The 23,260-nt window shown below is 38.6% G+C and carries 21 protein-coding genes; 10 read left to right on the top strand and 11 right to left on the bottom strand.

Features of this window, described 5'->3' with window-relative positions; genetic code table 11:
- Window positions 1–2 precede the first annotated feature (2 nt).
- The 3 genes from ABIB30_RS25185 to pyrF all read right to left on the bottom strand — a co-directional run bounded on the left by ABIB30_RS25185 (window position 3) and on the right by pyrF (window position 3,892).
- The gene (locus ABIB30_RS25185) at window positions 3–2,627 is read right to left on the bottom strand and encodes an FtsK/SpoIIIE family DNA translocase (protein ID WP_354305781.1); all 2,625 of its coding nucleotides are present in this window, start codon (window positions 2,625–2,627) and stop codon (window positions 3–5) included.
- Window positions 2,628–2,713: 86 nt separating this feature from the next.
- Complete coding sequence (locus ABIB30_RS25180; RefSeq protein ID WP_111635784.1) at window positions 2,714–2,935, bottom strand: PspC domain-containing protein; 222 nt, start codon at window positions 2,933–2,935, stop codon at window positions 2,714–2,716.
- Between the two features lie 126 nt (window positions 2,936–3,061).
- Window positions 3,062–3,892 (bottom strand): orotidine-5'-phosphate decarboxylase, encoded by an 831-nt coding sequence (gene pyrF, locus ABIB30_RS25175; RefSeq protein ID WP_354305780.1) that lies wholly within the window; start codon window positions 3,890–3,892, stop codon window positions 3,062–3,064.
- A gap of 285 nt (window positions 3,893–4,177) precedes the next feature.
- Between pyrF and rho the strand changes: the two genes are divergently transcribed.
- Complete coding sequence (gene rho, locus ABIB30_RS25170) at window positions 4,178–5,914, top strand: transcription termination factor Rho (protein ID WP_354305779.1); 1,737 nt, start codon at window positions 4,178–4,180, stop codon at window positions 5,912–5,914.
- 6 nt (window positions 5,915–5,920) lie between these two features.
- On the top strand, window positions 5,921–6,604 hold the full coding sequence (gene pssA, locus ABIB30_RS25165; protein WP_354305778.1) for a CDP-diacylglycerol--serine O-phosphatidyltransferase: 684 nt from the start codon (window positions 5,921–5,923) through the stop codon (window positions 6,602–6,604).
- A gap of 79 nt (window positions 6,605–6,683) precedes the next feature.
- On the opposite strand, the gene ABIB30_RS25160 is transcribed toward pssA, so the two are convergent.
- Window positions 6,684–7,061 (bottom strand): Hpt domain-containing protein, encoded by a 378-nt coding sequence (locus ABIB30_RS25160; protein ID WP_068395421.1) that lies wholly within the window; start codon window positions 7,059–7,061, stop codon window positions 6,684–6,686.
- Window positions 7,062–7,081: 20 nt separating this feature from the next.
- Entirely contained in the window at window positions 7,082–7,576 is a 495-nt protein-coding gene (folK, locus tag ABIB30_RS25155; protein WP_354305777.1) for a 2-amino-4-hydroxy-6-hydroxymethyldihydropteridine diphosphokinase, read from the bottom strand.
- 94 nt (window positions 7,577–7,670) lie between these two features.
- On the opposite strand from folK, the gene sppA reads away from it, so the two are divergent.
- Complete coding sequence (sppA, locus tag ABIB30_RS25150) at window positions 7,671–9,440, top strand: signal peptide peptidase SppA (RefSeq protein ID WP_354305775.1); 1,770 nt, start codon at window positions 7,671–7,673, stop codon at window positions 9,438–9,440.
- A gap of 152 nt (window positions 9,441–9,592) precedes the next feature.
- A complete protein-coding gene (locus tag ABIB30_RS25145) occupies window positions 9,593–10,639 on the top strand; it encodes an Rpn family recombination-promoting nuclease/putative transposase (protein ID WP_354305774.1) in 1,047 nt (348 codons plus the stop codon).
- 37 nt (window positions 10,640–10,676) lie between these two features.
- On the opposite strand, the gene ABIB30_RS25140 is transcribed toward ABIB30_RS25145, so the two are convergent.
- Both ABIB30_RS25140 and ABIB30_RS25135 read right to left on the bottom strand, forming a co-directional pair.
- Entirely contained in the window at window positions 10,677–11,987 is a 1,311-nt protein-coding gene (locus ABIB30_RS25140) for a hypothetical protein (RefSeq protein ID WP_354305773.1), read from the bottom strand.
- Window positions 11,988–12,044: 57 nt separating this feature from the next.
- Window positions 12,045–12,653 (bottom strand): hypothetical protein, encoded by a 609-nt coding sequence (locus ABIB30_RS25135; protein WP_354305771.1) that lies wholly within the window; start codon window positions 12,651–12,653, stop codon window positions 12,045–12,047.
- A 117-nt stretch (window positions 12,654–12,770) separates the two neighbouring features.
- Here ABIB30_RS25135 and ABIB30_RS25130 point away from each other — a divergent pair, with 117 nt between their 5' ends.
- The 6 genes from ABIB30_RS25130 to ABIB30_RS25105 are packed head-to-tail and all read left to right on the top strand — an operon-like array spanning window position 12,771 to window position 18,041.
- Window positions 12,771–14,456 carry a DNA polymerase/3'-5' exonuclease PolX gene (locus ABIB30_RS25130; protein ID WP_354305770.1) on the top strand — a complete coding sequence of 562 codons (1,686 nt, stop codon included), beginning with the start codon at window positions 12,771–12,773 and terminating at the stop codon, window positions 14,454–14,456.
- Window positions 14,457–14,496: 40 nt separating this feature from the next.
- Window positions 14,497–15,480 (top strand): D-glycero-beta-D-manno-heptose-7-phosphate kinase, encoded by a 984-nt coding sequence (gene rfaE1, locus ABIB30_RS25125; protein WP_354305769.1) that lies wholly within the window; start codon window positions 14,497–14,499, stop codon window positions 15,478–15,480.
- A complete protein-coding gene (gmhA, locus tag ABIB30_RS25120) occupies window positions 15,480–16,034 on the top strand; it encodes a D-sedoheptulose 7-phosphate isomerase (RefSeq protein ID WP_354305768.1) in 555 nt (184 codons plus the stop codon). The genes rfaE1 and gmhA overlap by 1 nt, the downstream gene beginning before the upstream one ends.
- Before the next feature lie 10 nt (window positions 16,035–16,044).
- Window positions 16,045–16,536 carry a D-glycero-beta-D-manno-heptose 1-phosphate adenylyltransferase gene (gene rfaE2 / locus ABIB30_RS25115; RefSeq protein WP_354305767.1) on the top strand — a complete coding sequence of 164 codons (492 nt, stop codon included), beginning with the start codon at window positions 16,045–16,047 and terminating at the stop codon, window positions 16,534–16,536.
- 11 nt (window positions 16,537–16,547) lie between these two features.
- A complete protein-coding gene (locus ABIB30_RS25110) occupies window positions 16,548–17,528 on the top strand; it encodes a glycosyltransferase family 9 protein (protein WP_354305765.1) in 981 nt (326 codons plus the stop codon).
- 9 nt (window positions 17,529–17,537) lie between these two features.
- Entirely contained in the window at window positions 17,538–18,041 is a 504-nt protein-coding gene (locus ABIB30_RS25105) for a SixA phosphatase family protein (protein ID WP_354305763.1), read from the top strand.
- Here ABIB30_RS25105 and ABIB30_RS25100 read toward each other — a convergent pair.
- From ABIB30_RS25100 to tig, 4 genes are all read right to left on the bottom strand, one after another.
- Complete coding sequence (locus ABIB30_RS25100) at window positions 18,038–18,901, bottom strand: AMP nucleosidase (protein WP_354305762.1); 864 nt, start codon at window positions 18,899–18,901, stop codon at window positions 18,038–18,040. The genes ABIB30_RS25105 and ABIB30_RS25100 overlap by 4 nt on opposite strands.
- A 136-nt stretch (window positions 18,902–19,037) precedes the next feature.
- On the bottom strand, window positions 19,038–20,279 hold the full coding sequence (gene clpX / locus ABIB30_RS25095; protein ID WP_068395399.1) for an ATP-dependent Clp protease ATP-binding subunit ClpX: 1,242 nt from the start codon (window positions 20,277–20,279) through the stop codon (window positions 19,038–19,040).
- A 3-nt stretch (window positions 20,280–20,282) separates the two neighbouring features.
- Window positions 20,283–20,972 carry an ATP-dependent Clp endopeptidase proteolytic subunit ClpP gene (gene clpP / locus ABIB30_RS25090; RefSeq protein WP_068395397.1) on the bottom strand — a complete coding sequence of 230 codons (690 nt, stop codon included), beginning with the start codon at window positions 20,970–20,972 and terminating at the stop codon, window positions 20,283–20,285.
- 248 nt (window positions 20,973–21,220) lie between these two features.
- Window positions 21,221–22,576, bottom strand: a complete 1,356-nt coding sequence (tig, locus tag ABIB30_RS25085) for a trigger factor (RefSeq protein ID WP_354305761.1) — start codon at window positions 22,574–22,576, stop codon at window positions 21,221–21,223.
- Window positions 22,577–23,260 lie beyond the last annotated feature (684 nt).

The raw sequence follows: 23,260 nt of genomic DNA, 5'->3' as shown, positions 1-23,260 counted from the left end.
AATTATTTCTTCAGGTCGTTCAATAACTGTTCCAATTGATGCTCATCAAGCACTAATACCTCTCTCGCTTTACTTCCCTCAAAAGGGCCAACTATACCAAAAGCTTCCAGCTGATCAATAATTCTGCCAGCTCTGTTATAGCCCAGCTTCATTTTTCTTTGTATCAGAGAAGTAGAGCCCTGCTGATGCATGACAATCAGTCTGGCTGCATCCTCAAACATCACATCACGATCATTCGGATCGAAATCAGACTTGGCAGACTCTGCCGCCTCATCCAGGTATTCAGGCAACTGATAAGCCTCTGCATATCCGCGCTGATTACCAATAAACTCAGAAATACGATCAACCTCAGGTGTATCCACAAACGCACACTGTAGCCTGATCAGATCATTTCCGGTAGATAATAACATATCTCCTCGACCAATCAGCTGATCCGCCCCACCACTATCCAGGATAGTTCTCGAGTCAATTTTAGACAATACCCTGAAAGCAAGCCTCGCCGGGAAATTCGCCTTAATTGTACCCGTAATAATATTTACCGAAGGACGTTGCGTGGCCAGTACCAGGTGAATACCAACAGCACGGGCCAATTGAGCCAAACGGGCAATTGGTGTTTCCACCTCTTTACCAGCGGTCATCATTAAATCGGCAAACTCATCTACAATCAGTACGATATAAGGTAAGAAACGGTGTGAATTATTTGGATTCAGCTTCCGTTTGATGAACTTCTCGTTGTACTCCTTCAAATTCCTCACCTGTGCATCCTTCAACAAATCATAACGCTGATCCATCTCAATACACAATGAATTTAAAGTATGGATTACCTTTTTAGTATCCGTAATAATCGCATCAGCCTCTCCCGGAAGTTTTGCCAGGAAATGCCTTTCGATCTTATTAAATAATGTCAGCTCTACTTTCTTTGGATCGACCAGAACAAATTTAAGCTGCGAAGGATGTTTCTTATACAACAGGGAAACCAGGATCGCATTAATACCAACAGACTTACCCTGTCCAGTTGCTCCTGCAACCAATAAATGGGGCATTTTAGCCAGATCGGCAATATAAACCTCATTAGAAATAGTTTTTCCTAAAGCAATAGGCAGATCCATCTCCGTTTTCTGGAACTTCTCCGTATTCAGAATACTTCTCATGGATACCATTTCCGGATGCATATTCGGAACCTCTATACCAATTGTACCTTTTCCAGGCATCGGCGCAATAATACGGATACCCAATGCCGCTAAACTCAGCGCGATATCATCCTCCAGGTTCTTAATTTTTGAGATTCTGACTCCCGGTGCAGGAATAATCTCATAAAGCGTTACTGTCGGGCCAATCGTAGCCTTGATCTTATCGATCTCAATATTATAATGATTCAGCGTCTCAACAATTTTATTCTTGTTGGCTTCTAATTCATCTGCGTTTACAGAAATCTTGTTTGAACCATAATTTTCTAATAACTCCAGATTAGGATAAACATAACTCGCCAAATCAAGCGTAGGGTCATAATTACCAAACTGTTCTACCAGATCATCCGATTTCTTTTCCTCTTCACTTTTCTGGATCGTTAACTGTGGTTCCGGTTTAACTTCTTCAAAGATCAATTCCTTAATCGGCTCTACTGCCGGAGAAAGAATGATCGGTGCATTCATTACATTTAATATCGGTGCTTTTGGCACGATAACCTCAGGTTCAGCTTCTTTCTCTTCGAAACGACTTGGCGTCAATGTAATATTCTGCTGTTCCTTTTTACGCTCCGAAGCCAGCCTGTCATTTAAAGTGAATTCTACCTGATCAGACCGCTCTATATTTTCTTTCACTGCCAAAGGCGAAGGACGTTCTATTGGAGAAACCCTTTCCGCAGGCTCTTTAAAGTCTGAGAAAGCATTACCAGAAGCTTCAGGAATACTATCTTCCTCTTCTTCATGACGTACCCTCTCCGGGAATTTAAAGTCAATATTGTAAGCAATGATTAAAATTGTCAGTCCTAAAAAGGCGATAAGCCCTCCAACTCCGGTCACACCAACCTGGGCAACCAGTAAGCGATTAGTCCAATACCCGATTTCACCTTCCAGGTAATGTGGGGAATCAGCAATAAAAGAATGTAGAAACCCAAAAACCAGTGACAAGAAAAGCAGGAAAAACAAACTATAACCCAATGTTTTTTCGAGTGCAAATATTTTAACCTTAAACAATAAGCGGTAACCGATAACGAAGAAAACGAATACAAATAAAAAGGAGGCAACACCAAACCACTCATAGATGAATTGATGAGATAATAGTGCACCAAACTTACCCAGCCAGTTTTGTACCACAAATGGAATATTATGCTGCTGTAATTCTTCTACTGTTTTAAAAAGATTACTCCAGCCACCATTTGCATCAATTACATAACTATAATCCTCCTGCCAGGTAAACAGGTAGGAAGTAAATGCCACAAGGAAATAGATGGATAGAATCAGGAAAAACAAGCCTGCAATTTTCAAAACCCTCTCATCCTGAAAATTCAGTGAAGGTATCCTTTCAAATCTTGCTCTTGGTTCTTTGGACGATGCTCTTGAACCTGGCTTCTCCCCGTATTCGTTTTTGAATGAATTAGATTTAAATTGGTTTCCCCTTAACGACATTTTTCGTAACTGTATTAATAAACAACAAATATAAAATATATAGTTGTATGAGTTCTGTTATACTGATTTATAACAGAACAATAAATTTATAAATCCCAAATCCGCTGTCTGATCCTTTTAATATAATGGCGGACATCTAAAATAAGCACAGCCATGATATAAAAAACAATAGGAAAACCTACTGCCAGAAAAGAAGAATAGATAAAGAATAATCTGATTTTACTGATCGACATGTCAAAACGGTCTGCAATATAAGTACAGACCCCAAAACTTTGCTTCTCGAAATAGGTTACGATGCTCTGAAACATGCTTTTAATTTAATAACGGGCCTTTGCAATAATCATACCTCAAACAGGAACTCTTATTGACAACAATGCCAATAGCAATTTAAACATTTTTTCTCACATCAAGATTTCTTTTTTATTGCAAGAAACTTATAATAAACCTGATTTTTCAAGTATTATCTGCATTTCCTGCTGCAACTTTAAAGCTTCCTCCCTTGCCTTCTCCGCAAAGTCTTCCCCTTTACCCGCATAAATAATCCCTCTTGATGAATTCACCAGTAAACCACAAGTCTCATTTAAGCCGAATTCACAGACATCTGCTAAACTTCCACCCTGTGCACCTACGCCAGGAACCAACAAAAAATTATCAGGTGCAAGTCTTCTGATATTCGCAAACTCGGCTCCCCTTGTTGCCCCAACTACATACATCAGCTGATCACTGTTTCCCCATTTAGAAGACACCCGGATCACTTCTTCATAAAGTTTTCCATCTCCATTTTCAAACAATTGAAAATCACTATGGCTCTCATTCGAAGTCAACGCCAGCAAAATGACCCATTTATCCGCATACTTTAAAAAAGGGCCAACAGAATCTTTTCCCATGTAAGGAGCAACAGTAATCGCATCGAAACTCATTCCCGATTTCTCCGCATTGAAAAAAGCATCCGCGTACATCGCAGAAGTATTTCCAATATCCCCCCTTTTTGCATCAGCAATGGTAAAAATATCTTCAGGAATATGAGCCCATGTTTTCAATAAACTCTCCCAACCCTTCAAACCTCTTGATTCATAGAATGCTGTGTTAGGCTTATAAGCAACACACAGATCTTTGGTCGCATCAATAATTTGTTTATTGAATTCAAATATCGGATCTTCAAAACTCAACAAGTGTTTTGGAACATTTTCCAACACCGGATCGAGTCCAACACATAAAAACGATTTTTTAGCTTGAATTTGTTCAAATAGTTGCTTCTTATTCATTTGGGCTTAGATTATGCGCAAATATGCCAAATTTTCTACAGCAATTCAGAGCCTATTTAAGATGAGTTTTGCACATATTAAGTAAAATCTTTATAACAATTTTCGTTTTTACTTGGAGATTAGGATACAATTACATACAATTGCAACATAATTCTCAAAAGTTTATCTGATCATTCCAGAAAATCTCACAAAAATTTGTTCTATTTTCAAATTCATACTTGCATTTTTTTGCTTTGATCTACTGATAAATAATTTCGTTTATAAAAATTTCTCTACACCCACATAATGTTTAACAAAACAGAATTAAATGAAAAACTTACTGCAGAATTGCGGGAGTTAGCAAAATCTCAGGGGATCTTGAATGCTGATGATTTGCGCAAAGCTGAATTGGTTGAAGTTATTCATCAAATCAGTGAACAACAACCTGAAGCTGCACCTGCCATTGATGTTCCTGAAACAGCGATCAGTGAGGATACTGTCAAAGAAAACCCGGCAAAAACAGCTAAACCAAAAGCTCCGAAAATCAATACTGCAGAAAAACCGCTTAGAAAAAGGACACGTATTCCTAAAGACGAAGCTGAACAAGCTCCGGCAACTAACAACGGTAATAACTTCAACAGAGCATCTCTATTCGATACACCGCAGCAGGAGGAGCAGGCACAGCCTGAAACTACACCAGCAGCAGCAACCGATGGAAATATTCAGTCAGAAACTCCAGCTCCGGTTGCCGCTCCGGCGCCAAGAACTGAAGAAAGACAACCTGTTCAGCCAGCTGTTACAGCACATACAGAAATTAAAAAGTCAAAACCTGTAAGAGAAGACAACAGGCCAAAGAATAACAATAATAACAACAACGGTAACAATAGCAATCAGAAGCAGAACGAAAACAGTTATTCAAACCTGGATTTCGACAATACCATCACTAACGAAGGTGTATTGGAAATTATGCCTGATGGATATGGTTTCTTAAGATCAGCAGATTACAACTATCTGTCTTCACCTGATGATATTTACGTTTCACAATCTCAGATCAAACTTTTCGGTTTAAAAACCGGAGATACCGTTAAAGGAAGTATCCGTCCTCCAAAAGAAGGCGAGAAATATTTCCCGTTGGTCAGAGTAGAAACTATCAATGGCCGTTTACCAGCTGATGTAAGAGACAGAGTTCCTTTTGACTATCTGACTCCTTTATTCCCGACTGAGAGATTAAATCTATTCACAGAAACCAACAACTACTCTACCCGGATCATTGACTTATTTACCCCAATCGGTAAAGGACAGCGTGGTTTGATCGTTGCACAACCTAAAACTGGTAAAACAAACCTGTTGAAAGAAGTTGCCAATGCGATCGCTAAAAACCACCCTGAAGTTTATCTGATCATTTTACTGATCGATGAACGTCCGGAAGAGGTAACAGATATGGCAAGAAGTGTACGTGCAGAAGTTATTGCTTCTACATTTGATGAACCAGCTGAACGTCATGTAAAAATTGCCAATATCGTATTGGAAAAAGCGAAACGTTTAGTAGAATGCGGACATGACGTTGTCATCCTGCTGGATTCAATTACACGTCTTGCACGTGCTTACAATACAACTGCCCCTGCATCTGGTAAAATCTTATCTGGTGGTGTGGACGCAAATGCTTTACATAAACCAAAACGCTTCTTTGGTGCAGCCCGTAACATTGAAAGAGGAGGGTCTTTAACTATTTTAGCAACTGCATTAACGGATACAGGTTCTAAAATGGACGAAGTAATTTTCGAAGAATTCAAAGGAACAGGTAACATGGAATTACAATTAGACCGTAAATTGTCTAACAAACGTATTTTCCCTGCCATCGATATTACAGCATCAAGTACTCGTAGAGACGACTTATTACATGACAGAGATACCTTACAACGCGTATGGATCTTACGTAACCACCTTGCAGATATGAATGCACAGGAGGCTATGGAATTTGTTCAGGCACAAATCAAGAACACAAAAACTAACGAAGAGTTCTTAATTTCTATGAACAGCTAGTCAGTTATGAAGAAACACATTCCCAATGCATTAACCTGTGCCAATCTCTTTTCGGGGTGTATAGGCGTGGTTTTTGCATTTAAAGGAGACTTGAATATTGCAGCATATGCCGTGTTAATATCCGGCATATGTGACTTTTTTGACGGCTTTGCAGCCCGGTTACTGAATGTCAAATCTCCTATCGGTAAAGAGCTTGACTCTTTAGCAGATATGGTAAGTTTCGGATTTTTGCCAGGAGTGGTGATGTTTCAATTACTCGCACAGAGTGATTTTTCTTCCCCATACCTGCCTTATCTGGGTTTTATGATGACTATATTCTCAGCGTTACGTTTAGCTAAATTTAATATAGATACACGGCAAACTGAAGACTTCATTGGTTTAAACACACCAATGAATACCTTGTTTATTGTCTCATTGCCTTTTATCCAGAAAGATTATCCGGCATTAATTGGTTCTTCCATTTTATTGGTTGCAATTACCGTTATCATGAGTTTTCTGCTGACCAGCGAAATCAGGATCTTCTCTTTGAAATTCAGTTCCATCAAATGGGAACCGAATAAAATAAAATTTATATTTCTGATTTTGTCAGCAATATTGGTTGCTTTCCTGCAATTTGCTGCAGTTCCATTTGTGTTGGTACTTTACATCGCTTTATCTTTATTACACTTCAGGCGCGTGCCGAAGTTGTAATCAATTAATCTGATATAAAAAAAGCTGTCAGCAGATCTATATGATTCACTGACAGCTTTTTTATTTTCCAAGAATTTCTTTACAGTCTTTTTGCCAACTCTGCTTTCGCTTCATCAAGTTGCCTGTACAGGATCTCTATAAATTCGTTCAACTCCTTTAATGCGCGTGGCATATCTGAAAGATCTTTCATATCACGTGCATTATTTTCTATAAGCTGGAGATGTCCGCGGGCATCTTCTCTGCCTACGTAAGATAGCGTAGGCTTTATTTTATGTGCATAGCCGGCCATCTTTTCCCAGTCCTGAGCTTCAAATGATTGTTCAAGGTCCGCTACATACAAAGGTGTTTGTACCTTAAACATATCGATCATTTCAATCATAAACTCAGCACTATCGCCAGACATATCCCGGAGATAAGACAGATCAAGGGGGCTGTTATTTTTTTCTTCGTCAATCATTTGAAACAAAACTAATAAATTTATAATATTTTATATACAGTTAAATTATCTTTTAATAAAGATAATAATGTTGATATAGGCTGTTTAAATACAGGATGTTCAACCTCTCCGGCAATTTCTGCCAGTGGTTCCAGTACAAACCTCCTGTCCTGCATCCTTGGATGCGGGACCTGTAGCCGCTCGTCATTGATGATTTCCTGTCCATATAGGATCACATCAATGTCAATCAGCCGGGCTCCCCATTTCACCATTCTTACTCTACCCAGTTCTTGCTCTATCTCCAATGCTAAGTCCAACACCAAATCAGCGGTTTTGTTTGTTTGCACACCAATTGCTACATTCAAAAAAGGAGGCTGATCCTCGTTTCCCCAAGCCGCAGTCTCATATAAAGCTGATTTAGAGACTACTGACCCTATACGGCTTTCAATCTTTGAAATAGCTTCTTCAATTAACTCTTTTCTTTCTCCCAGGTTACTTCCCAGTAACAAATAAACCGTTTTGTACTCCAATCCCATATAAAAGCTAATTCATTAAGAGCGCGCCTTAATTTAGTTGATAAATCTCAGGTAGTTTCTTAATATATTTACAAATTAAATATTAAACATCCACATGAAAGAATTTTTTAAATATGTTTTTGCTACCGTAGTAGGAATTATCATTTCCACTTTTCTTATTGCCATTTTCTTTATCGTTTTTGTAGTCGCACTGGTTTCTTCTATAGATAGCGACAAAACAGTGGATGTTGTCAGTAACTCTGTGCTCTACCTTAACCTTGACCAGACTATTAAAGAACGTACACCAAACAAAACACTTGACAATTTACCTATTATAGGTTCAAATGTTGGAAAAAGCCTGGGCTTTAACGACCTGATGAGAGCTTTAAAAAGAGCAAAAACAGATGATAACATTAAATGTATTTATCTGAATGTAAGTTCTCCAAGAGCAGGAAAAGCGACTTTAAAAGAAATCAGGGATGCTTTGATTGACTTCAAAACCAGTAAGAAAAAGATCATCGCTTATAGCGAAGTATATACACAAGATGCTTATTACCTGGCTTCAGTAGCGGATAAAGTTTACCTGAATCCACAAGGTGCATTGGAATTCAAGGGATTCAGCTCTCAGCTAACCTTTTTCAAAGGTGCTATGGAAAAACTAGGCGTAGAAGCGCAGATAATCCGCGTTGGTAATTATAAAAGTGCCGTAGAGCCATTCACGAATGTAAAAATGAGTGATTACAACCGTCAGCAGGTTACAGCTTACCTTGGTGGTTTATATAATACTTTTCTGGAAGGCATTTCTGTATCCAGAAATATCCCGAAAGATAGTTTATATAAAATGGCTGATACTTATAGAATTCAGGCTCCCAAGGATGCACTGACTTATAAAATGATAGACGGCCTTAAATACAAAGATGAAGTCATTGACGAATTGAAAGCGTTAAGCGGAACAGGCAAAAAGGAAACTATTGCTACTGTCAGCATCAATGACTATGCAACCAATCAGAAAGAAGAAAGCACTGAAAGCAAAAACAAAATAGCGATTATTTATGCTAATGGCGATATTACAGGTGGTGAAGGCAGTGATGAATCAATTGGTTCAGAACGTATTTCACGTGCCATCAGAAAAGCCAGACAGGATGATAAAATTAAAGCGATCGTACTTCGTGTAAATTCAGGTGGTGGTAGTGCATTAGCCTCAGACGTGATCTGGAGAGAAATTGTACTGGCTAAAAAAGTAAAACCTGTGATGGCATCTTTCGGTGATGTTGCAGCTTCGGGCGGTTACTATATTGCTTGTGCGGCCGACTCTATTTTTGTGCAGCCAAATACCATTACGGGTTCTATCGGTGTATTCGGAATTATTCCTAATTTCCAGAACCTGTTAACCAATAAAGCAGGTATTACTTTCGACGGTGTAAAAACAGGTCAGTACGCTGATATAATGAGCACAAACCGCCCGTTAACTCCAGGAGAGAGGTTGATTATTCAAACAGATGTTAACCATGTATATGATACTTTCACCAGCCGTGTAGCAGAAGGCCGTAAGCGCTCTAAAGCTTATATCGACTCCATAGGCGGTGGACACGTCTGGGTAGGTACTGATGCAGTAAGAATCGGTTTGGCAGATAAGATTGGTAGTTTCAATGATGCAATTGTTGCAGCTGGTAAAAAAGCGAAATTAAGCAGTTATAAAATCGTAGAATATCCTGAGAAAATAGATCCGTTAAAATCTTTCTTATCGGATGCAGGAGATAATGTAAAAATGTATTATGCAAAACAGGAGTTTGGCGAAAACTTCCTGTTGTATCAGCAATTGAAAAAAGTAGTAGTGAACAGTGGTATTCAGGCAAGAATGCCATTCGAAATCAATATTCAGTAGTCTCTGCTAGTTTAAAAAGCCTTCCCAATAATTATTGGGAAGGCTTTTTTTATGGGCGAAATTTCTTTACTAAGATATTTATTAACAATAGAGATATTTATTACCTTTTAAACATAAAACCTGACTAGCTTGACCTAAATCATTAAAGAATTATGTTAGCTATTACAAATAAATACATTGATCCATTATCAGATTTTGGATTCAAACACCTTTTCGGCGGTGAGCCTAATAAAGAGATCATGATAGCCTTTTTAAATGCGCTATTTGAGGGGGAAAAGCACATTGTTGATCTTGTATATAATCCAACTGAACTTGCAGGGGATGGCAAGGTGGATAAAAAGATCTTTTTCGACTTGCTGTGTACCGGAGACAAGGGTGAGCAGTTTATCGTAGAAATGCAGCGGGCAGCACATGATAATTTCGAGGACCGCTGCATCTTTTACCTGAGCCGGCTGATTCAACAGCAAAAGTTAATGAAAAAAGGGAACTGGAGAGTTAAACTGAAAGAAGTTTTCCTGATTGCAATCCTGGACTTTAACATGAAGAATTGTCTGAGTGATGATTATTTGCAAAGTATTTCACTGGTCAATACCGGTACTGGTAAAATATTCCACAATGGACTGGGATTTAAATTTTTGGAACTGCCTAAATTTGAGAAAAAAGAAAATGAACTGGAGAATGAGCTGGACAAATGGGCTTACCTGCTTAAACACATGCACAGTTTGAATCAGATTCCTAAGTATCTGGATAAACGTGTTTTTGAAAAAATATTTAAGATCGCTGAAATGAACAACTTATCGCCAGAACAACAACTTTTATATATATCAATTTTACAGCAGGAAGAAGACGATATAGGCCTGATGGAATGTGCAAAAGAAAGAGCAGAAAAAGAAGGAATGGAAAAGGGAATTGAAAAAGGAATAGAACAAGGAATGCAGAAGGGAATTGAACAAGGAATAGAACAAGGAATTGAAAAAGGAATGCAAAAAGGAATAGAACAAGGAATGCAAAAAGGAATAGAACAAGGTTTAGAAAAAGGTTTAGAAAAAGGTTTAGAAAAAGGTTTAGAAAAAGGACTGGAAAAAGGGAAACATGAAACTGCGCTGGCCATTGCAAGAAAAATGAAAGAAGAAAATTTTGACATTGCTAAAATTGCCGGGTTTACCGGACTCTCTCTTGAAGAAATAGCAGGGCTTTAACCAAAAAGGTGAGGCTATAGCCTCACCTTTCTCATGATTATTTAGCACTTACAAAAGAATATACAGGAAACTTGTAATTGTTATTTAAGGTAAAAAAGTCTTTACCGCAATGCTCAGCTAAAGTAGCCAATCCAAAAAGCATAGTCGAATAATCAATACCCTGAACTTCATTAGCTGTCCAGGCTGGATCCTTCACACTATATCTCCATAAAATATCGTATGCAGTTCCCGGAAGCTTGTAAACCCCTTTTTTAGCCCTGTACAGGCTCATTAAATCATTCTTTGCAGCTGGATTAACCGGAATAAAACCACCTATAACATGCGGAGAAACTACCTGTCCGGCATTATCATTAATCCGATTCGCATGATAACCTGAAGGATCACTACCTGCTCCCAGCCCCCATTCATAGCTTGCTATTTTACCAGTTCCTTTCCACCACTGCTGATCAGCCAGCATTGCATTCTTCATATAGTTCATATAAGCCGGACTTGCCAAATACGGCTGGCACAGATAATAGCAAAACTGCGGAATAAAATCAGAGAGATAAGAATCAGGGTAATCTGTCAGAAGTTCATAATCAGCATAATTCGATTTAGGTAAATTAGCCGTATTTGCGTAGAAATTAGTCCATAAATCAGTTGCAGGCCCACCTTTTCCATTTTCAGCTTTATAAGCCAGATGAGCCAGCAGCATATATTCATTATAAACCGATGTAGTGCCTATCCCATTCCCATTTGCATCAAGCGTAAGAAACAGCTTACCAGTTAACGGATCCGCAATTGCCTTTGACCAGTTAATAGACTGATATAAAGAATCTGCAAGTCCGGAAATAGTCTGGTTACTTTTAAAATAACTCTTACAGAACAAAGCTCCCGAAACCATAATAGCCGCATCAACCGTACTATACTCAGAACCCCACTCCTGTGCTCCAGTTTCCATACTCACAAAATGCCTCGGAAACCCAGCGGTATTTACATCCAGCTTGAAACCCTTATTGCGTGCAAGAACACTTCTTAATGTAATGATAGCCTGCTTATCCGCATCAGGAACCCATTTCATTTGATCCGCGATACAAAGTGACACCAGTCCAATACCAATATTGGCTACAGAAGCTGGGTGATAATCCGTTCCCTTAAATAATTTTGAATCTCTGTAAATTCCAATCGCATTCCGCTGCATCTCATATACCCGGTACGAATTCCGGAATAAAACAGCCAATGTATCTGCTGTACCATCCTTCACAACAGGCAGATCAGCAGGAATCTTATCTTTTTTACAAGATACAATCCCGCAAAGAAAAATCAGGGATAAAATATAGAGAACACTTTTATTGAAATGTCTTTTCATAAGAATAAGATGATATCCTCATAAGATAAGTATATTCCGGAGAACCAGCTGCCCAGCTTACAATTTCTTCCAACCCGGATACATAGTCAGATAAACTTCGTTAACAGATTTATTTGAAGGGTGTATCGTAATTGCGGTACAGGTATCCTTCTGCACATCAAAAGCAATTCCTTTAGCTACAGCATCATAAACTGTAAGCTCAGCCTTTGTTTTGAGATGCGTATAAACTGCTGCTTTTTCAAGTTCAGGATAAACTGCTTTTAATGCCTTTAAACTTACACCGGTATGAATTCCTTCTGCTGTACTAAAACCAGGAGCAGCAACAGAAATTTGTTTAACGCTCTTAATCACCATATTACTATCCCGATAAGAAGAAAAGATAAGTAACGGTTTTTCTTTATTCCAGATTGCTAATGCACTTCCCATCGCTGCATCACCATCATCAGGTTTCCCTAATAACTTAAATACATCCTGCATATCCTGCCCAAGGTAAATACGACCTGCCTGTCTACCAGCAACAATAAGCAGGGTACTATCTATTTTCACATCTTCCTTTGCAGTAACTGCATGCGCAGTTGAAAAGGGGTCTTTCTTCTGATCTTCCGGAGAATGACAAGCCGTAGCTACAGCAATCAGCAGCAATCCCGTATAATTTAATTTTTTCATCAATATCAAATATTAGATTGTATACGTTTCCTAAAAACAACAGATACTATCCCTAATAACAGGACCACAAACACATTGTTCCGAAAAAACGCTTCTTTTTATTTATTTTTACCCCCGATGGAAAACAAAACCATAGCCCGTAGTCTCAGACTCCTTTCACAATTGATGGAGCTTCACAATGAGAACCCTTTCAAAATTAAATCAATAGCAAATGCTGCCTTTAAAGTAGACAAGCTGCCTTATGCAATCAGCAGTAAAACCATGGAGGAAATCGAGAAAATCGATGGTCTGGGTAAAAGTACTGCTGCTAAAGTTGTAGAATTACTGCAAACCGGAACAATGGCAGAGCTGCAAAATATTCTTGCAGAAACACCAGAAGGAATTGTTGAAATGCTTGGTATCAAAGGTATTGGTCCAAAAAAGATTGTGGTAATATGGAAAGACCTCGGCATTGAGAACATTGGAGAACTTTATTATGCCTGTAATGAAAATCGCCTGATAGAAGCCAAAGGCTTTGGACTAAAAACACAGGAAGAAATAAAAAAAGTCATTGAATTCAAGATGGCTGCTCAGGGTAAATTCTTATATGCACAGGCAGAAACTCTGGTGAATACGCTTTCTGCAGAACTGAAAATCTGGTTCAATCAAATCAATAAAGATACTTTATTCAGTGTTGCCGGAGAATACCGCAGATACCTGGAAATCATCAATGAACTTGATTTTGTAATCGGCGCAGAAGATCCTTCAGCTGTGATAGCTGGCCTTCCGCTATTGAAAGACTTTACTTTCGAAGCGCAAACAGAAACGCTGTACACAGCAATGAGTACTTTTGGCTTAAAAATACAGCTGCACATTTATCCGAAAGGAGATTTTTACCTGAACCTCTTCAAACTAACTGGTAACGAAGCTCACGTAACTGAAGTTTTAAAGCTGGCTGGCAACGGCCCTTTTACAGATGAAAATGCCATTTACAGCAAAGCAGGGCTCGCTTTCATCACCCCTGAACTTAGAGAAGGTCTGGACGAAATTGCGCTTGCGAAAGCAAACCAACTTCCCGCACTCATCACTTATAATGACCTCAAAGGGAGCCTTCACAATCACTCCACCTGGAGTGACGGCGTGCATACCTTAGAACAAATGGCCGTTTATTGTAAAGATACCCTTAACCTGGAATATCTGGGGATGTGTGATCATTCCAAATCCGCATTTTATGCCAACGGGTTAAACGAACAGCGCATCTTTGCACAACATAAAGAAATTGATATCCTTAATGAAAAGCTGGCACCTTTTAAAATATTTAAAGGAATCGAAAGCGATATTCTGAACGATGGCTCGCTGGATTACAGTGATGACGTTTTAAAAACATTCGATTTCGTTGTAGCCTCTGTCCATAGCAATTTAAGGATGGATGAAGAAAAAGCAACAGCAAGGCTGATTAAAGCAATAGAAAACCCATATACAACAATTTTAGGTCACCCAACCGGACGCTTGTTATTAAGCCGTAAAGGTTACCCTATAGATTACGCTAAAATTATTGATGCCTGTGCGGCAAATAATGTAGTGATAGAAATCAATGCGAATCCATTACGTTTAGACCTGGATTGGAGGTGGCACCGTTATGCACTGGAAAAAGGCGTATTACTTTCGGTAAACCCTGATGCCCACCGCATGGAAGGTTTCAGAGATATGCACTACGGTGTATATATTGGAAGAAAAGGAGGCTTGCAAGCAAAACAATGCTTAAATGCATTCACATTAGCTGAAATCACGGCTTTTTTCAACAACGTAAAACCCGGGATTTAAGTAGACCATTATACCTATCTTTGAACATTAATATATAAGCATGCTTGCAGAAAAACTATATAATGCACACCATCAAAGTCAAAAACCTAAGATCCTTGTCATAGGTGACCTGATGCTCGACCATTATATTATTGGCAGTGCGTCCAGGCTTTCACCAGAAGCCCCTGTACCAATTGTCAATGTCAAAAAAGAAAATAAAATAATTGGCGGTGCAGCCAATGTTGCCAGTAACCTGATCGACCTGGGTGCAAAAGTATCTCTTGCCGGTATTATTGGCGAGGATAGTTTTGGAGAGGAAATCAAAGCAATTCTGCAAACTAAAAACATTGATACACAGTTGATCCTGACCGATCAGTCACGTCCAACAACAGTAAAAACCAGGGTAATTGCCGCTACGCATCAAATTGTAAGGATAGACCACGAGGAAACACATGATATCTCAGCTGAGCTGGAAAAGAATTTCCTGCAGGCAGTTTATACTCATATTGAAGCAAGTGATATTATTATCCTTTCTGATTATAATAAGGGCCTGCTGACTAAAACCTTGTGCCTTGCGCTGATCAAATACTGTAACCAGCATCAAAAAAGGATCATCGTTGATCCTAAAGGACTGGATTACACTAAATATAAAGGTGCATTTATCATCAAGCCTAACCGTAAAGAACTTGCAGAAGCAGCCAAAACGGAGAAGATACACAGCGCGGAAGAACTGGTTAAGGCAGCTGAAGTCATTTTCGACACCACGCATGCTGCATATTTAATTGTGACGCTTTCTGAAGGAGGAATAGCAATTATTACACCAGATACCCATCAGATCTTACCAGTAAGGGCAACTGAAGTTTACGATGTTACCGGTGCCGGAGATACTGTGATTGCGACACTGGCCTACTGTTTAACTTTAGGTCTTACTGTAGAAGAAGCCTGTCATATTTCAAATTATGCAGCTTCTATTGTCATTAAACACATTGGCAGTGCCACTACGACGGTTGATGAAATTTTAGCCGCTATCAAAACAACAAACTAATGGTATTAGAAGAACTTAATCATCATAAAAATACAATTGACCAGGTTATTGCCAAACTGGTCCCAGCAATCGAAAACGGAAGTAAATTACTTACAGACACCGTTATGGCCGGAGGAAAAGTGTTAATTGCAGGTAATGGCGGAAGCGCTGCCGATGCCCAGCATATTGCTGCAGAATTAACTGGAAGATATGTTAAAGACCGTAAAGCCTTACCGGCAATAGCTTTAACTGTAGATACCTCTGCTTTAACAGCAATCAGTAATGATTACGGTTTTGAAAGAGTATTTGCCAGACAAGTGGAGGCTTTTGCCCGCCCTGGTGATTTGTTTATAGCAATATCAACCAGTGGTAACAGTCCAAATATTATCCAGGCACTCCATACCGCCAGAGAACTGGGCTGTAAAATAATAGGTTTATCGGGAAGGGATGGCGGCCAGATGAATAATCTATGCGATTTAAACATCATTATACCCGACAATGTTACTGCACGTATACAAGAGATGCATATCCTGATTGGTCATATCTTTTGTAAAGCAGTAGATAACTTATATTAAAGCATTACACATGAGCGTCAACCATTCCCTAAGCCCAAAAATTGTTTCCTTACCAGAACTCACCCCATTAGTGAATCACTGGAAAGGAGAAGGCAAGAAAATTGTATTTACGAACGGCTGTTTCGATCTACTACACGCCGGGCATATTACTTACCTAACTGAAGCTGCAAGTTTAGGAGACATTCTGATTATCGGTTTGAATAGTGATGATTCTGTACAAAGACTAAAAGGACCATCAAGACCAGTCAACAATGAGATTACCAGATCGGTCATCTTAGGTTCGATGTCTTTTATAGATGCAGTAGTCTTTTTCAATGAAGATACCCCATTGGAACTCATAAAAAAAGTCTTGCCAGATGTACTGGTTAAAGGTGGAGATTATAAAACAGAAGAAATTGCAGGTGCTAAAGAAGTCATTGAAAATGGCGGAAAAGTACAAGTGTTAAGCTTTTTACCTGGATACTCTTCTAGTGCAATCATTGATAAAATAAAAAACTCTTAACATACCCTGATTTGAGCATACCTAAAAAGATATTGGTGATCAGATTCAGCTCCATGGGTGATATTATTTATACCACACCCGTTATCCGCTGTTTAAAACTGCAAATACCAGGATGTGAAATTCATTTTCTGACCAAAGAACAGTTTAAATATATCTATCAGCAAAATCCATATTTAACAAAATTACACTTCTTAAAACCGACCCTTGCAGAGACTATCAGGGATATTAAAACGGAGAAGTTTGATTTGATAATTGACCTGCACAATAATCTGCGCACAACAATTATCAAGCTATCAACCCGAATCCCGTCTTCCACTTATAAAAAAGATACGGTAAAAAAATGGCTGGCCCTGAAATTCAAATGGACCAGTCTTTTCTCTAAAGATCATTTAGTAGACCGCTACCTGGAAACTGTAAAGTTTCTTGGCGTAAAAAATGACAACAAACCAATTGATTATTACGTAGCGCAGGAATATCAAATCCAGGACCTGCTTCCTGTTACCCATCAGGCAAAATTTGTCGCTTTCGTTATCGGCGCTACGCATTTCACCAAAAGATTACCTAACCATAAGATTATAGAGATCTGTAAAGGGATTAATCTTCCCATTGTGCTATTAGGTGGAAATGATGTCAAAGACAATGCAGAAGAGATTAAATTGGCTGTAGGCGACAACATTTATTCCACTTGTGGTCTGACTAACCTGGATCAATCTGTATTCCTTGTTTCCAGGGCGCATAAGGTGATTGGTTTTGATACCGGTCTGACCCATATTGCCGAAGCATTTGACAAACCAATCGCTTCAATCTGGGGAGGCACTACACCAGAATTATTAGGTGTATACCCTTATAAAATAAAAAACTCATTGCTGGCAGGTATTGATTTAGCATGCAGACCCTGCTCTAAATTCGGATTAGAGCAATGTCCGCTTGGACATTTCAACTGTATGGAAAAACTTCCGGGTGAGATAATTGTTAATTTCTCAAACGAATAACAAAAAAGGATGGCAAAACAATTGGTATTAGTAAGACATGGCAAATCGGATTGGGCAGCAAGCGGAGTTGCTGACTTTGACAGACCGTTAAATCACCGGGGTAATAAAAATGCCCCCGAAATGGCGGAACGAATGAGCAAAAGAAACCTTATTCCAGAGTTATTAGTGAGCAGTCCGGCTAAAAGAGCTTTGACCACCGCTAAACACTTTGCAGAAACCTGGAATATTCCAAAGGAGGAGATTCATAAAGAACCATCCATTTATGAAGCCAATACCACAGCTTTACTGGCGGTAGTAAATAAAATCGATCCGCGATATAACCGGGTGGCACTTTTTGGCCATAACCCAGGATTAACAGATTTCCTAAACTACCTTGCTGATGCACATATCTACAACCTGCCCACTGCAAGTGTAGTATACATAGATTTCCCATTTGATGACTGGTCATTGATAAGCCATCATACAGGAAGTCTACGGTTATTCGATTATCCTAAAAACACCGATTCTATTTAGAATTTAAGGTGTTTAACAGTTAATCCATTATTGATTAATTGTTTCAGAGAATCAATACCAATTTTAAGATGCGTATCTACATAATTTGTAGTTACGGTACTATCGCTTTCAGTAGTTTTCACGCCTTCAGGAATCATTGGCTGATCAGAAACCAGCAATAAAGCACCAGTAGGAATTTTATTGGCAAAACCAGTGGTAAAAATTGTCGCTGTTTCCATATCTACTGCCATTGCTCTCAAAGTTTTAAGATATTTCTTGAAATGCTTATCGTGCTCCCAAACCCTGCGGTTAGTGGTATAACATGTTCCTGTCCAGTAATCGCGTGAATGATCACGGATAGTAGTCGAGATTGCTTTCTGCAGAGCAAATGAAGGTAATGCTGGCACTTCTGCCGGAAGATAATCGTTTGAAGTACCTTCTCCCCTGATTGCAGCAATCGGAAGGATCAGATCTCCTAATTGATTTTTCTTTTTCAAACCACCGCACTTTCCTAAAAACAATACTGCTTTAGGCATGATTGCTGTCAGTAAATCCATCATGGTTGCCGCCATCGGGCTTCCCATACCAAAATTTATAATCGTAATTCCATTTGCAGTTACACTTTGCATTGGTTTATCCAATCCCATGATTGGTGCATTGTCATTCCATTCTGAAAACATTTGCAGGTACTTACTGAAATTGGTCAGTAAAATATATTCTCCAAATTCTTCCAGCGGACGGCCAGTATATCTTGGTAACCAGTTTTTAACTATATCTCCTTTAGATTTTAAACCCGGTTTTACCGGTGAATCTACTTCTTTGTTCTTTTTTGATTTTTTTACAATAGCCTCGTCTTTTTTTACTTCTTTTTCTTCGTTCATATCTTTAATAATTATTGACTGCATCATAGCAGCCAGAGCGGACATTCTTTTCAGGACAAACCTCCTGATACTGGTTAATTGTGGTCAAATAACAAGTTAAAAAAAAATCCCCGTTAAAACGGGGATTTTAAATTCTTTAAGCAGCTTTTAACTTCTTAAAGTCTGCCTTTTCAAATTTCTCCACCGCATATCCGAGCGAGATGACCAGCTCCTTAATAGTTGGATCAGATGGGATGTCAAACATCGCGTCCAGCATAATGGCTTCACAAATAGATCTTAATCCTCTTGCGCCTAACTTATATTCCATGGCCTTATCTACGATAAAGTCTAAAACTTCATCTTCAAATACAAGATTTACTCCTTCAAATTCGAATAATTTCACATACTGACGGAATAAAGAATTCTTAGGTTCCGTTAATATATTACGCAATGCTTGTTTATCCAGAGGATTCAGGTGAGTTAATACCGGAACACGTCCAATCAGCTCAGGAATCAAACCAAAAGATTTTAAATCAGCAGGTGTGATATACTTGTACAGATTGTCCAGGTCAAGTTCAGTGTCATCCTTTTTAACTTTATAACCTACTGCTTGTGTACGTAATCTGTTGGCAATCTTACGTTCAATGCCATCAAATGCACCACCACAAATGAACAGGATATTATTAGTGTTCACAGGAATCATTTTCTGATCAGGGTGCTTACGTCCACCCTGAGGCGGAACATTTACGATAGTACCTTCCAGAATCTTTAATAAGGCCTGTTGTACACCTTCTCCCGATACATCTCTGGTAATAGAAGGGTTATCGCTTTTACGCGCAACTTTATCCACCTCATCGATATAAACAATTCCACGTTCAGCAGAAGCCACATCATAATCTGCAGCCTGAAGTAAACGGGTCAGAATACTTTCTACATCTTCACCCACATAACCAGCTTCTGTTAATACCGTAGCATCACAGATACAGAAAGGTACATGAAGAATTTTAGCGATTGTTTTTGCCAGTAAAGTTTTTCCTGTACCAGTTTCACCAACCAGCATGATGTTAGATTTCTCAATCTCCACTTCATCCACTGCATCAATCTTCTGTCCTAACCTTTTATAGTGGTTATATACAGCTACAGAAAGTACTTTCTTAGCATCATCCTGCCCAATAACGTATTGGTCAATATGTGCTTTAATCTCCATTGGTTTTAAGAGGGGGCCGGCAGCATCCAGTGATTTAGCTTGTTTATTGCCAAATTCCTGCAGTACCAGTTGATGAGCCTGTGTCACGCATTTATCACAAATGTATGCATCAAGCCCTTCAATAAGCATTAAAGTATCCTGCTTATTTGAACCGCAAAAAGAGCAACGGGATTCTTTAGTTTGTTTAGCCATTATCTATTTTTTATTCGAACCTAATACTTCATCAATCATTCCGAAGCTTTTAGCTTCATCTGCTTTCATCCAGTAATCACGGTCAGATGCTTTTTCTACCCATTCGTAACTCTGTCCTGAATGGTCAGAAATGATATCATATAATTCTTTTTTCAACTTAAGCATCTCTCTTAAATTGATCTCCATGTCTGAAGCTACACCTTGTGAACCTCCTGAAGGCTGGTGGATCATCACACGTGAATGTGTCAATGCTGCACGTTTACCCTTAGCACCTGCTACTAATAAAACCGCACCCATTGATGCAGCCATACCTGTACAGATTGTTGCTACATCAGGAGTAATGTATTGCATCGTATCATAAATACCTAAACCAGCGTAAACAGATCCACCTGGTGAGTTAATATAAATCTGGATATCTCTGTTGTTGTCAGTTGACTGCAAGAACAGTAACTGCGCCTGAATGATATTTGCATTACCATCATGGATAGCATCACCTAAAAAGATAATTCTGTCCATCATTAAGCGGGAGAACACATCCATCTGAGCAACGTTCAACTGACGTTCTTCAATGATGTATGGAGTCATACTTTTTGGTGAACTATTTGTATGACCAATATAACGATCTACATTTAAGCCGTTTATACGGTGATGTTTAACTGCATATTTTCTAAATTCGTCTTTATCTATATTCATCTGTATATAAGTTTATCGAGTTTCTATTTTTGTTTTGTGGTTTGACCTGGCGTCCTTTTTACGGGGGATTTTGCTTTTGTCAAATCCAAATTAGTCAAACTAAGTTGACAAATTATTTGGTTATTGTAAAATTAAGTGCCTTTTTAAATTCAACTACCTATTTACAAGGGACAGAAATAGCATTATATAAGTAAGGCGGCTTTAATAAAGCCGCCTTACGATAAGATTAAAGAAATTTGAGAAATCTGTTATACAGATTCAACTAACTCTTGAAATTTATTATAAGCTATATCTTTTTGGTCTAAAGTTGCAACCGACTGGATATATTCAAAAACTTTAATTGCCTTCACCTCTTCGAATATACGGTTTGCATTGTCTTTTTCCTGCAGGAAAGTAGCTGTGTATTGTGACAACTGATCTTCCGGCATTGGAGCTGGACTGTACATTCTGAATTGTGCATCTAAACGTTGTTTAGCTGTTTGGAATACATCTTCGTATTTAATTTCGATACTGTTGTCTTTAATGATCTTATTTTCAATTAAAGTCCATTTCAGGTTTTTCGCGAAATCATTGTAACCTTCTTCCAGTTCAGCGTCAGATAATTTTTCGTTGGTAGCTTTTAACCACTTTCTTAAAAATTCATCAGGCAAATCCATTTTCACGTTTTCAGTTAACTGAGTGTACATGTCATTTTGTAGTTTGCGATCCGCATCCTGTTTGAACATACCTTCAATTTCTTCTGTGATTTTCGCAGTAAAACCAGCTTCGTCAGTAACGATACCTTCACCAAATATTTTATCAAAGAACTCCTGGTTCAAATCAGATTCCTCTAAACGGTTAATATTTTTAACCGTTACCTGGAATTTAGACTGCAAATCCTTAGCTTCATCTTCACCAATGTTTAACAACTTGGCAATTACCGCCTGATTGTTTCCCAGCGCTTTCTGAAGATCTAACTCAAGTACCGCATCCTTTTTAAGTCCGATTAAAGATTTCAAAATTGCTTTGTCTTTAACCTGATCTAAACGGATAGAACCAGTATTTGTAATTCCACCTTCAAAAACTGAACCATCAGGAGAAAGTTGTGCTAATTCGGCATAAAGTACATCATCGTCTGCCGAAACTTCCGGGTTTGTCATTTTGCCATAGCTGCGGCGGATGTTTTTGATACGGGAAGCTAAAGTCTCGTCATCTGCTTTTACATTGTATTGTGTAAATTTATCTTTCGCAGTGATGTTAACTTCAACTGCTGGAGCAAGACCAATTTCGTAGTCAAATTCAAAAGCATCAGTACCATCCCATTTAAAATCTTTAGTGTTATCAACAACCGGAACCGGCTGACCAAGGATTTCAACTTTATTTTCTGTCAGGAATTTATTCAGGTTTTCGCTTAATAAAGCGTTTATAGTTTCAACAAGGATACTTCTACCATACATTTTCTTAATATGTGCAGCAGGAACCATTCCTTTACGGAATCCCGGAAGGGTAGATTTTTTCGCTTGTTCTTTAATAGTTTTATCGACCTTTTCAGTATAATCTTCAGGCGAAATTTTAATCTTTACAACTGCGTTTAAGTTGTCAATTTTTTCCTGTGTAATATTCATCTTTCTAAATCAATGTGTTTAAATGTCTTTTTATTGAATCCTCACTGGATTAACGGAGGATTTACGGGCATGAAGGATATAAACTCTTCGGTACCCCCTCTTCAATAGAGGTGCCAAAAGTATTAATTTTCCCGAATAAGACATAGTTAATTATCAAATTGTGTTTTTAATGTTATTTTAAGCCGCATTTTTTGTAAAAAATATGGGTTTAAGAAGTAGCAGAAAACCTGACAAATATTGAAAGAACAGGATATAAAAGCAGGTTTCGTAAGGGTGTCTTATACTGAAACCTTCAAAAATGATTTCATTGTATTCCAATAAGAGTAAATCATATTTTCTAAGCAACTCTTCCAGCTTTGTAGTCTGACCAAACTCCAATTAACCTAATTTAGGATCAAGTTATAAACTTGTGGAGCAGGCCCTTTTTTAAGCATAATTTTTGGCACGCTAAACAGAAAGTCTTTGCGATCACGGATGCGCTTATGCCTCTGGAAGTTGCGCTGAAAGCGTTCAATTTGCATGGGAATGACTCAGGGGAAACAAGGCCTGGCTATTGGTAAATAATAGCTAAATAATAGATCTATATCGGCCGGGTACTGCCTGAGTACTGTCCGAGTACTCGTTAGGGTAAGAGCAGTGCTAAAGTAACGCGAGAGCATGGCAAGTCCAAGTCAAAACAACTAG

This window comes from Pedobacter sp. UYP1, assembly GCF_040547305.1.
Classification (GTDB): Bacteria; Bacteroidota; Bacteroidia; order Sphingobacteriales; family Sphingobacteriaceae; genus Pedobacter.
Note: the sequence above shows the minus strand (reverse complement) of the source record. Positions and strands in the feature narration are given on the sequence as shown.

What these genes read in the sequence shown, in the direction of transcription:
- ABIB30_RS25185 (WP_354305781.1), bottom strand. Translation starts at nt 2,627, where the DNA reads ATGTCGTTAAGGGGAAACCAATTTAAATCTAATTCATTCAAAAACGAA.
- ABIB30_RS25180 (WP_111635784.1), bottom strand. Translation starts at nt 2,935, where the DNA reads ATGTTTCAGAGCATCGTAACCTATTTCGAGAAGCAAAGTTTTGGGGTC.
- pyrF (WP_354305780.1), bottom strand. Translation starts at nt 3,892, where the DNA reads ATGAATAAGAAGCAACTATTTGAACAAATTCAAGCTAAAAAATCGTTT.
- rho (WP_354305779.1), top strand. Translation starts at nt 4,178, where the DNA reads ATGTTTAACAAAACAGAATTAAATGAAAAACTTACTGCAGAATTGCGG.
- pssA (WP_354305778.1), top strand. Translation starts at nt 5,921, where the DNA reads ATGAAGAAACACATTCCCAATGCATTAACCTGTGCCAATCTCTTTTCG.
- ABIB30_RS25160 (WP_068395421.1), bottom strand. Translation starts at nt 7,061, where the DNA reads ATGATTGACGAAGAAAAAAATAACAGCCCCCTTGATCTGTCTTATCTC.
- folK (WP_354305777.1), bottom strand. Translation starts at nt 7,576, where the DNA reads ATGGGATTGGAGTACAAAACGGTTTATTTGTTACTGGGAAGTAACCTG.
- sppA (WP_354305775.1), top strand. Translation starts at nt 7,671, where the DNA reads ATGAAAGAATTTTTTAAATATGTTTTTGCTACCGTAGTAGGAATTATC.
- ABIB30_RS25145 (WP_354305774.1), top strand. Translation starts at nt 9,593, where the DNA reads ATGTTAGCTATTACAAATAAATACATTGATCCATTATCAGATTTTGGA.
- ABIB30_RS25140 (WP_354305773.1), bottom strand. Translation starts at nt 11,987, where the DNA reads ATGAAAAGACATTTCAATAAAAGTGTTCTCTATATTTTATCCCTGATT.
- ABIB30_RS25135 (WP_354305771.1), bottom strand. Translation starts at nt 12,653, where the DNA reads ATGAAAAAATTAAATTATACGGGATTGCTGCTGATTGCTGTAGCTACG.
- ABIB30_RS25130 (WP_354305770.1), top strand. Translation starts at nt 12,771, where the DNA reads ATGGAAAACAAAACCATAGCCCGTAGTCTCAGACTCCTTTCACAATTG.
- rfaE1 (WP_354305769.1), top strand. Translation starts at nt 14,497, where the DNA reads ATGCTTGCAGAAAAACTATATAATGCACACCATCAAAGTCAAAAACCT.
- gmhA (WP_354305768.1), top strand. Translation starts at nt 15,480, where the DNA reads ATGGTATTAGAAGAACTTAATCATCATAAAAATACAATTGACCAGGTT.
- rfaE2 (WP_354305767.1), top strand. Translation starts at nt 16,045, where the DNA reads ATGAGCGTCAACCATTCCCTAAGCCCAAAAATTGTTTCCTTACCAGAA.
- ABIB30_RS25105 (WP_354305763.1), top strand. Translation starts at nt 17,538, where the DNA reads ATGGCAAAACAATTGGTATTAGTAAGACATGGCAAATCGGATTGGGCA.
- ABIB30_RS25100 (WP_354305762.1), bottom strand. Translation starts at nt 18,901, where the DNA reads ATGAACGAAGAAAAAGAAGTAAAAAAAGACGAGGCTATTGTAAAAAAA.
- clpX (WP_068395399.1), bottom strand. Translation starts at nt 20,279, where the DNA reads ATGGCTAAACAAACTAAAGAATCCCGTTGCTCTTTTTGCGGTTCAAAT.
- clpP (WP_068395397.1), bottom strand. Translation starts at nt 20,972, where the DNA reads ATGAATATAGATAAAGACGAATTTAGAAAATATGCAGTTAAACATCAC.
- tig (WP_354305761.1), bottom strand. Translation starts at nt 22,576, where the DNA reads ATGAATATTACACAGGAAAAAATTGACAACTTAAACGCAGTTGTAAAG.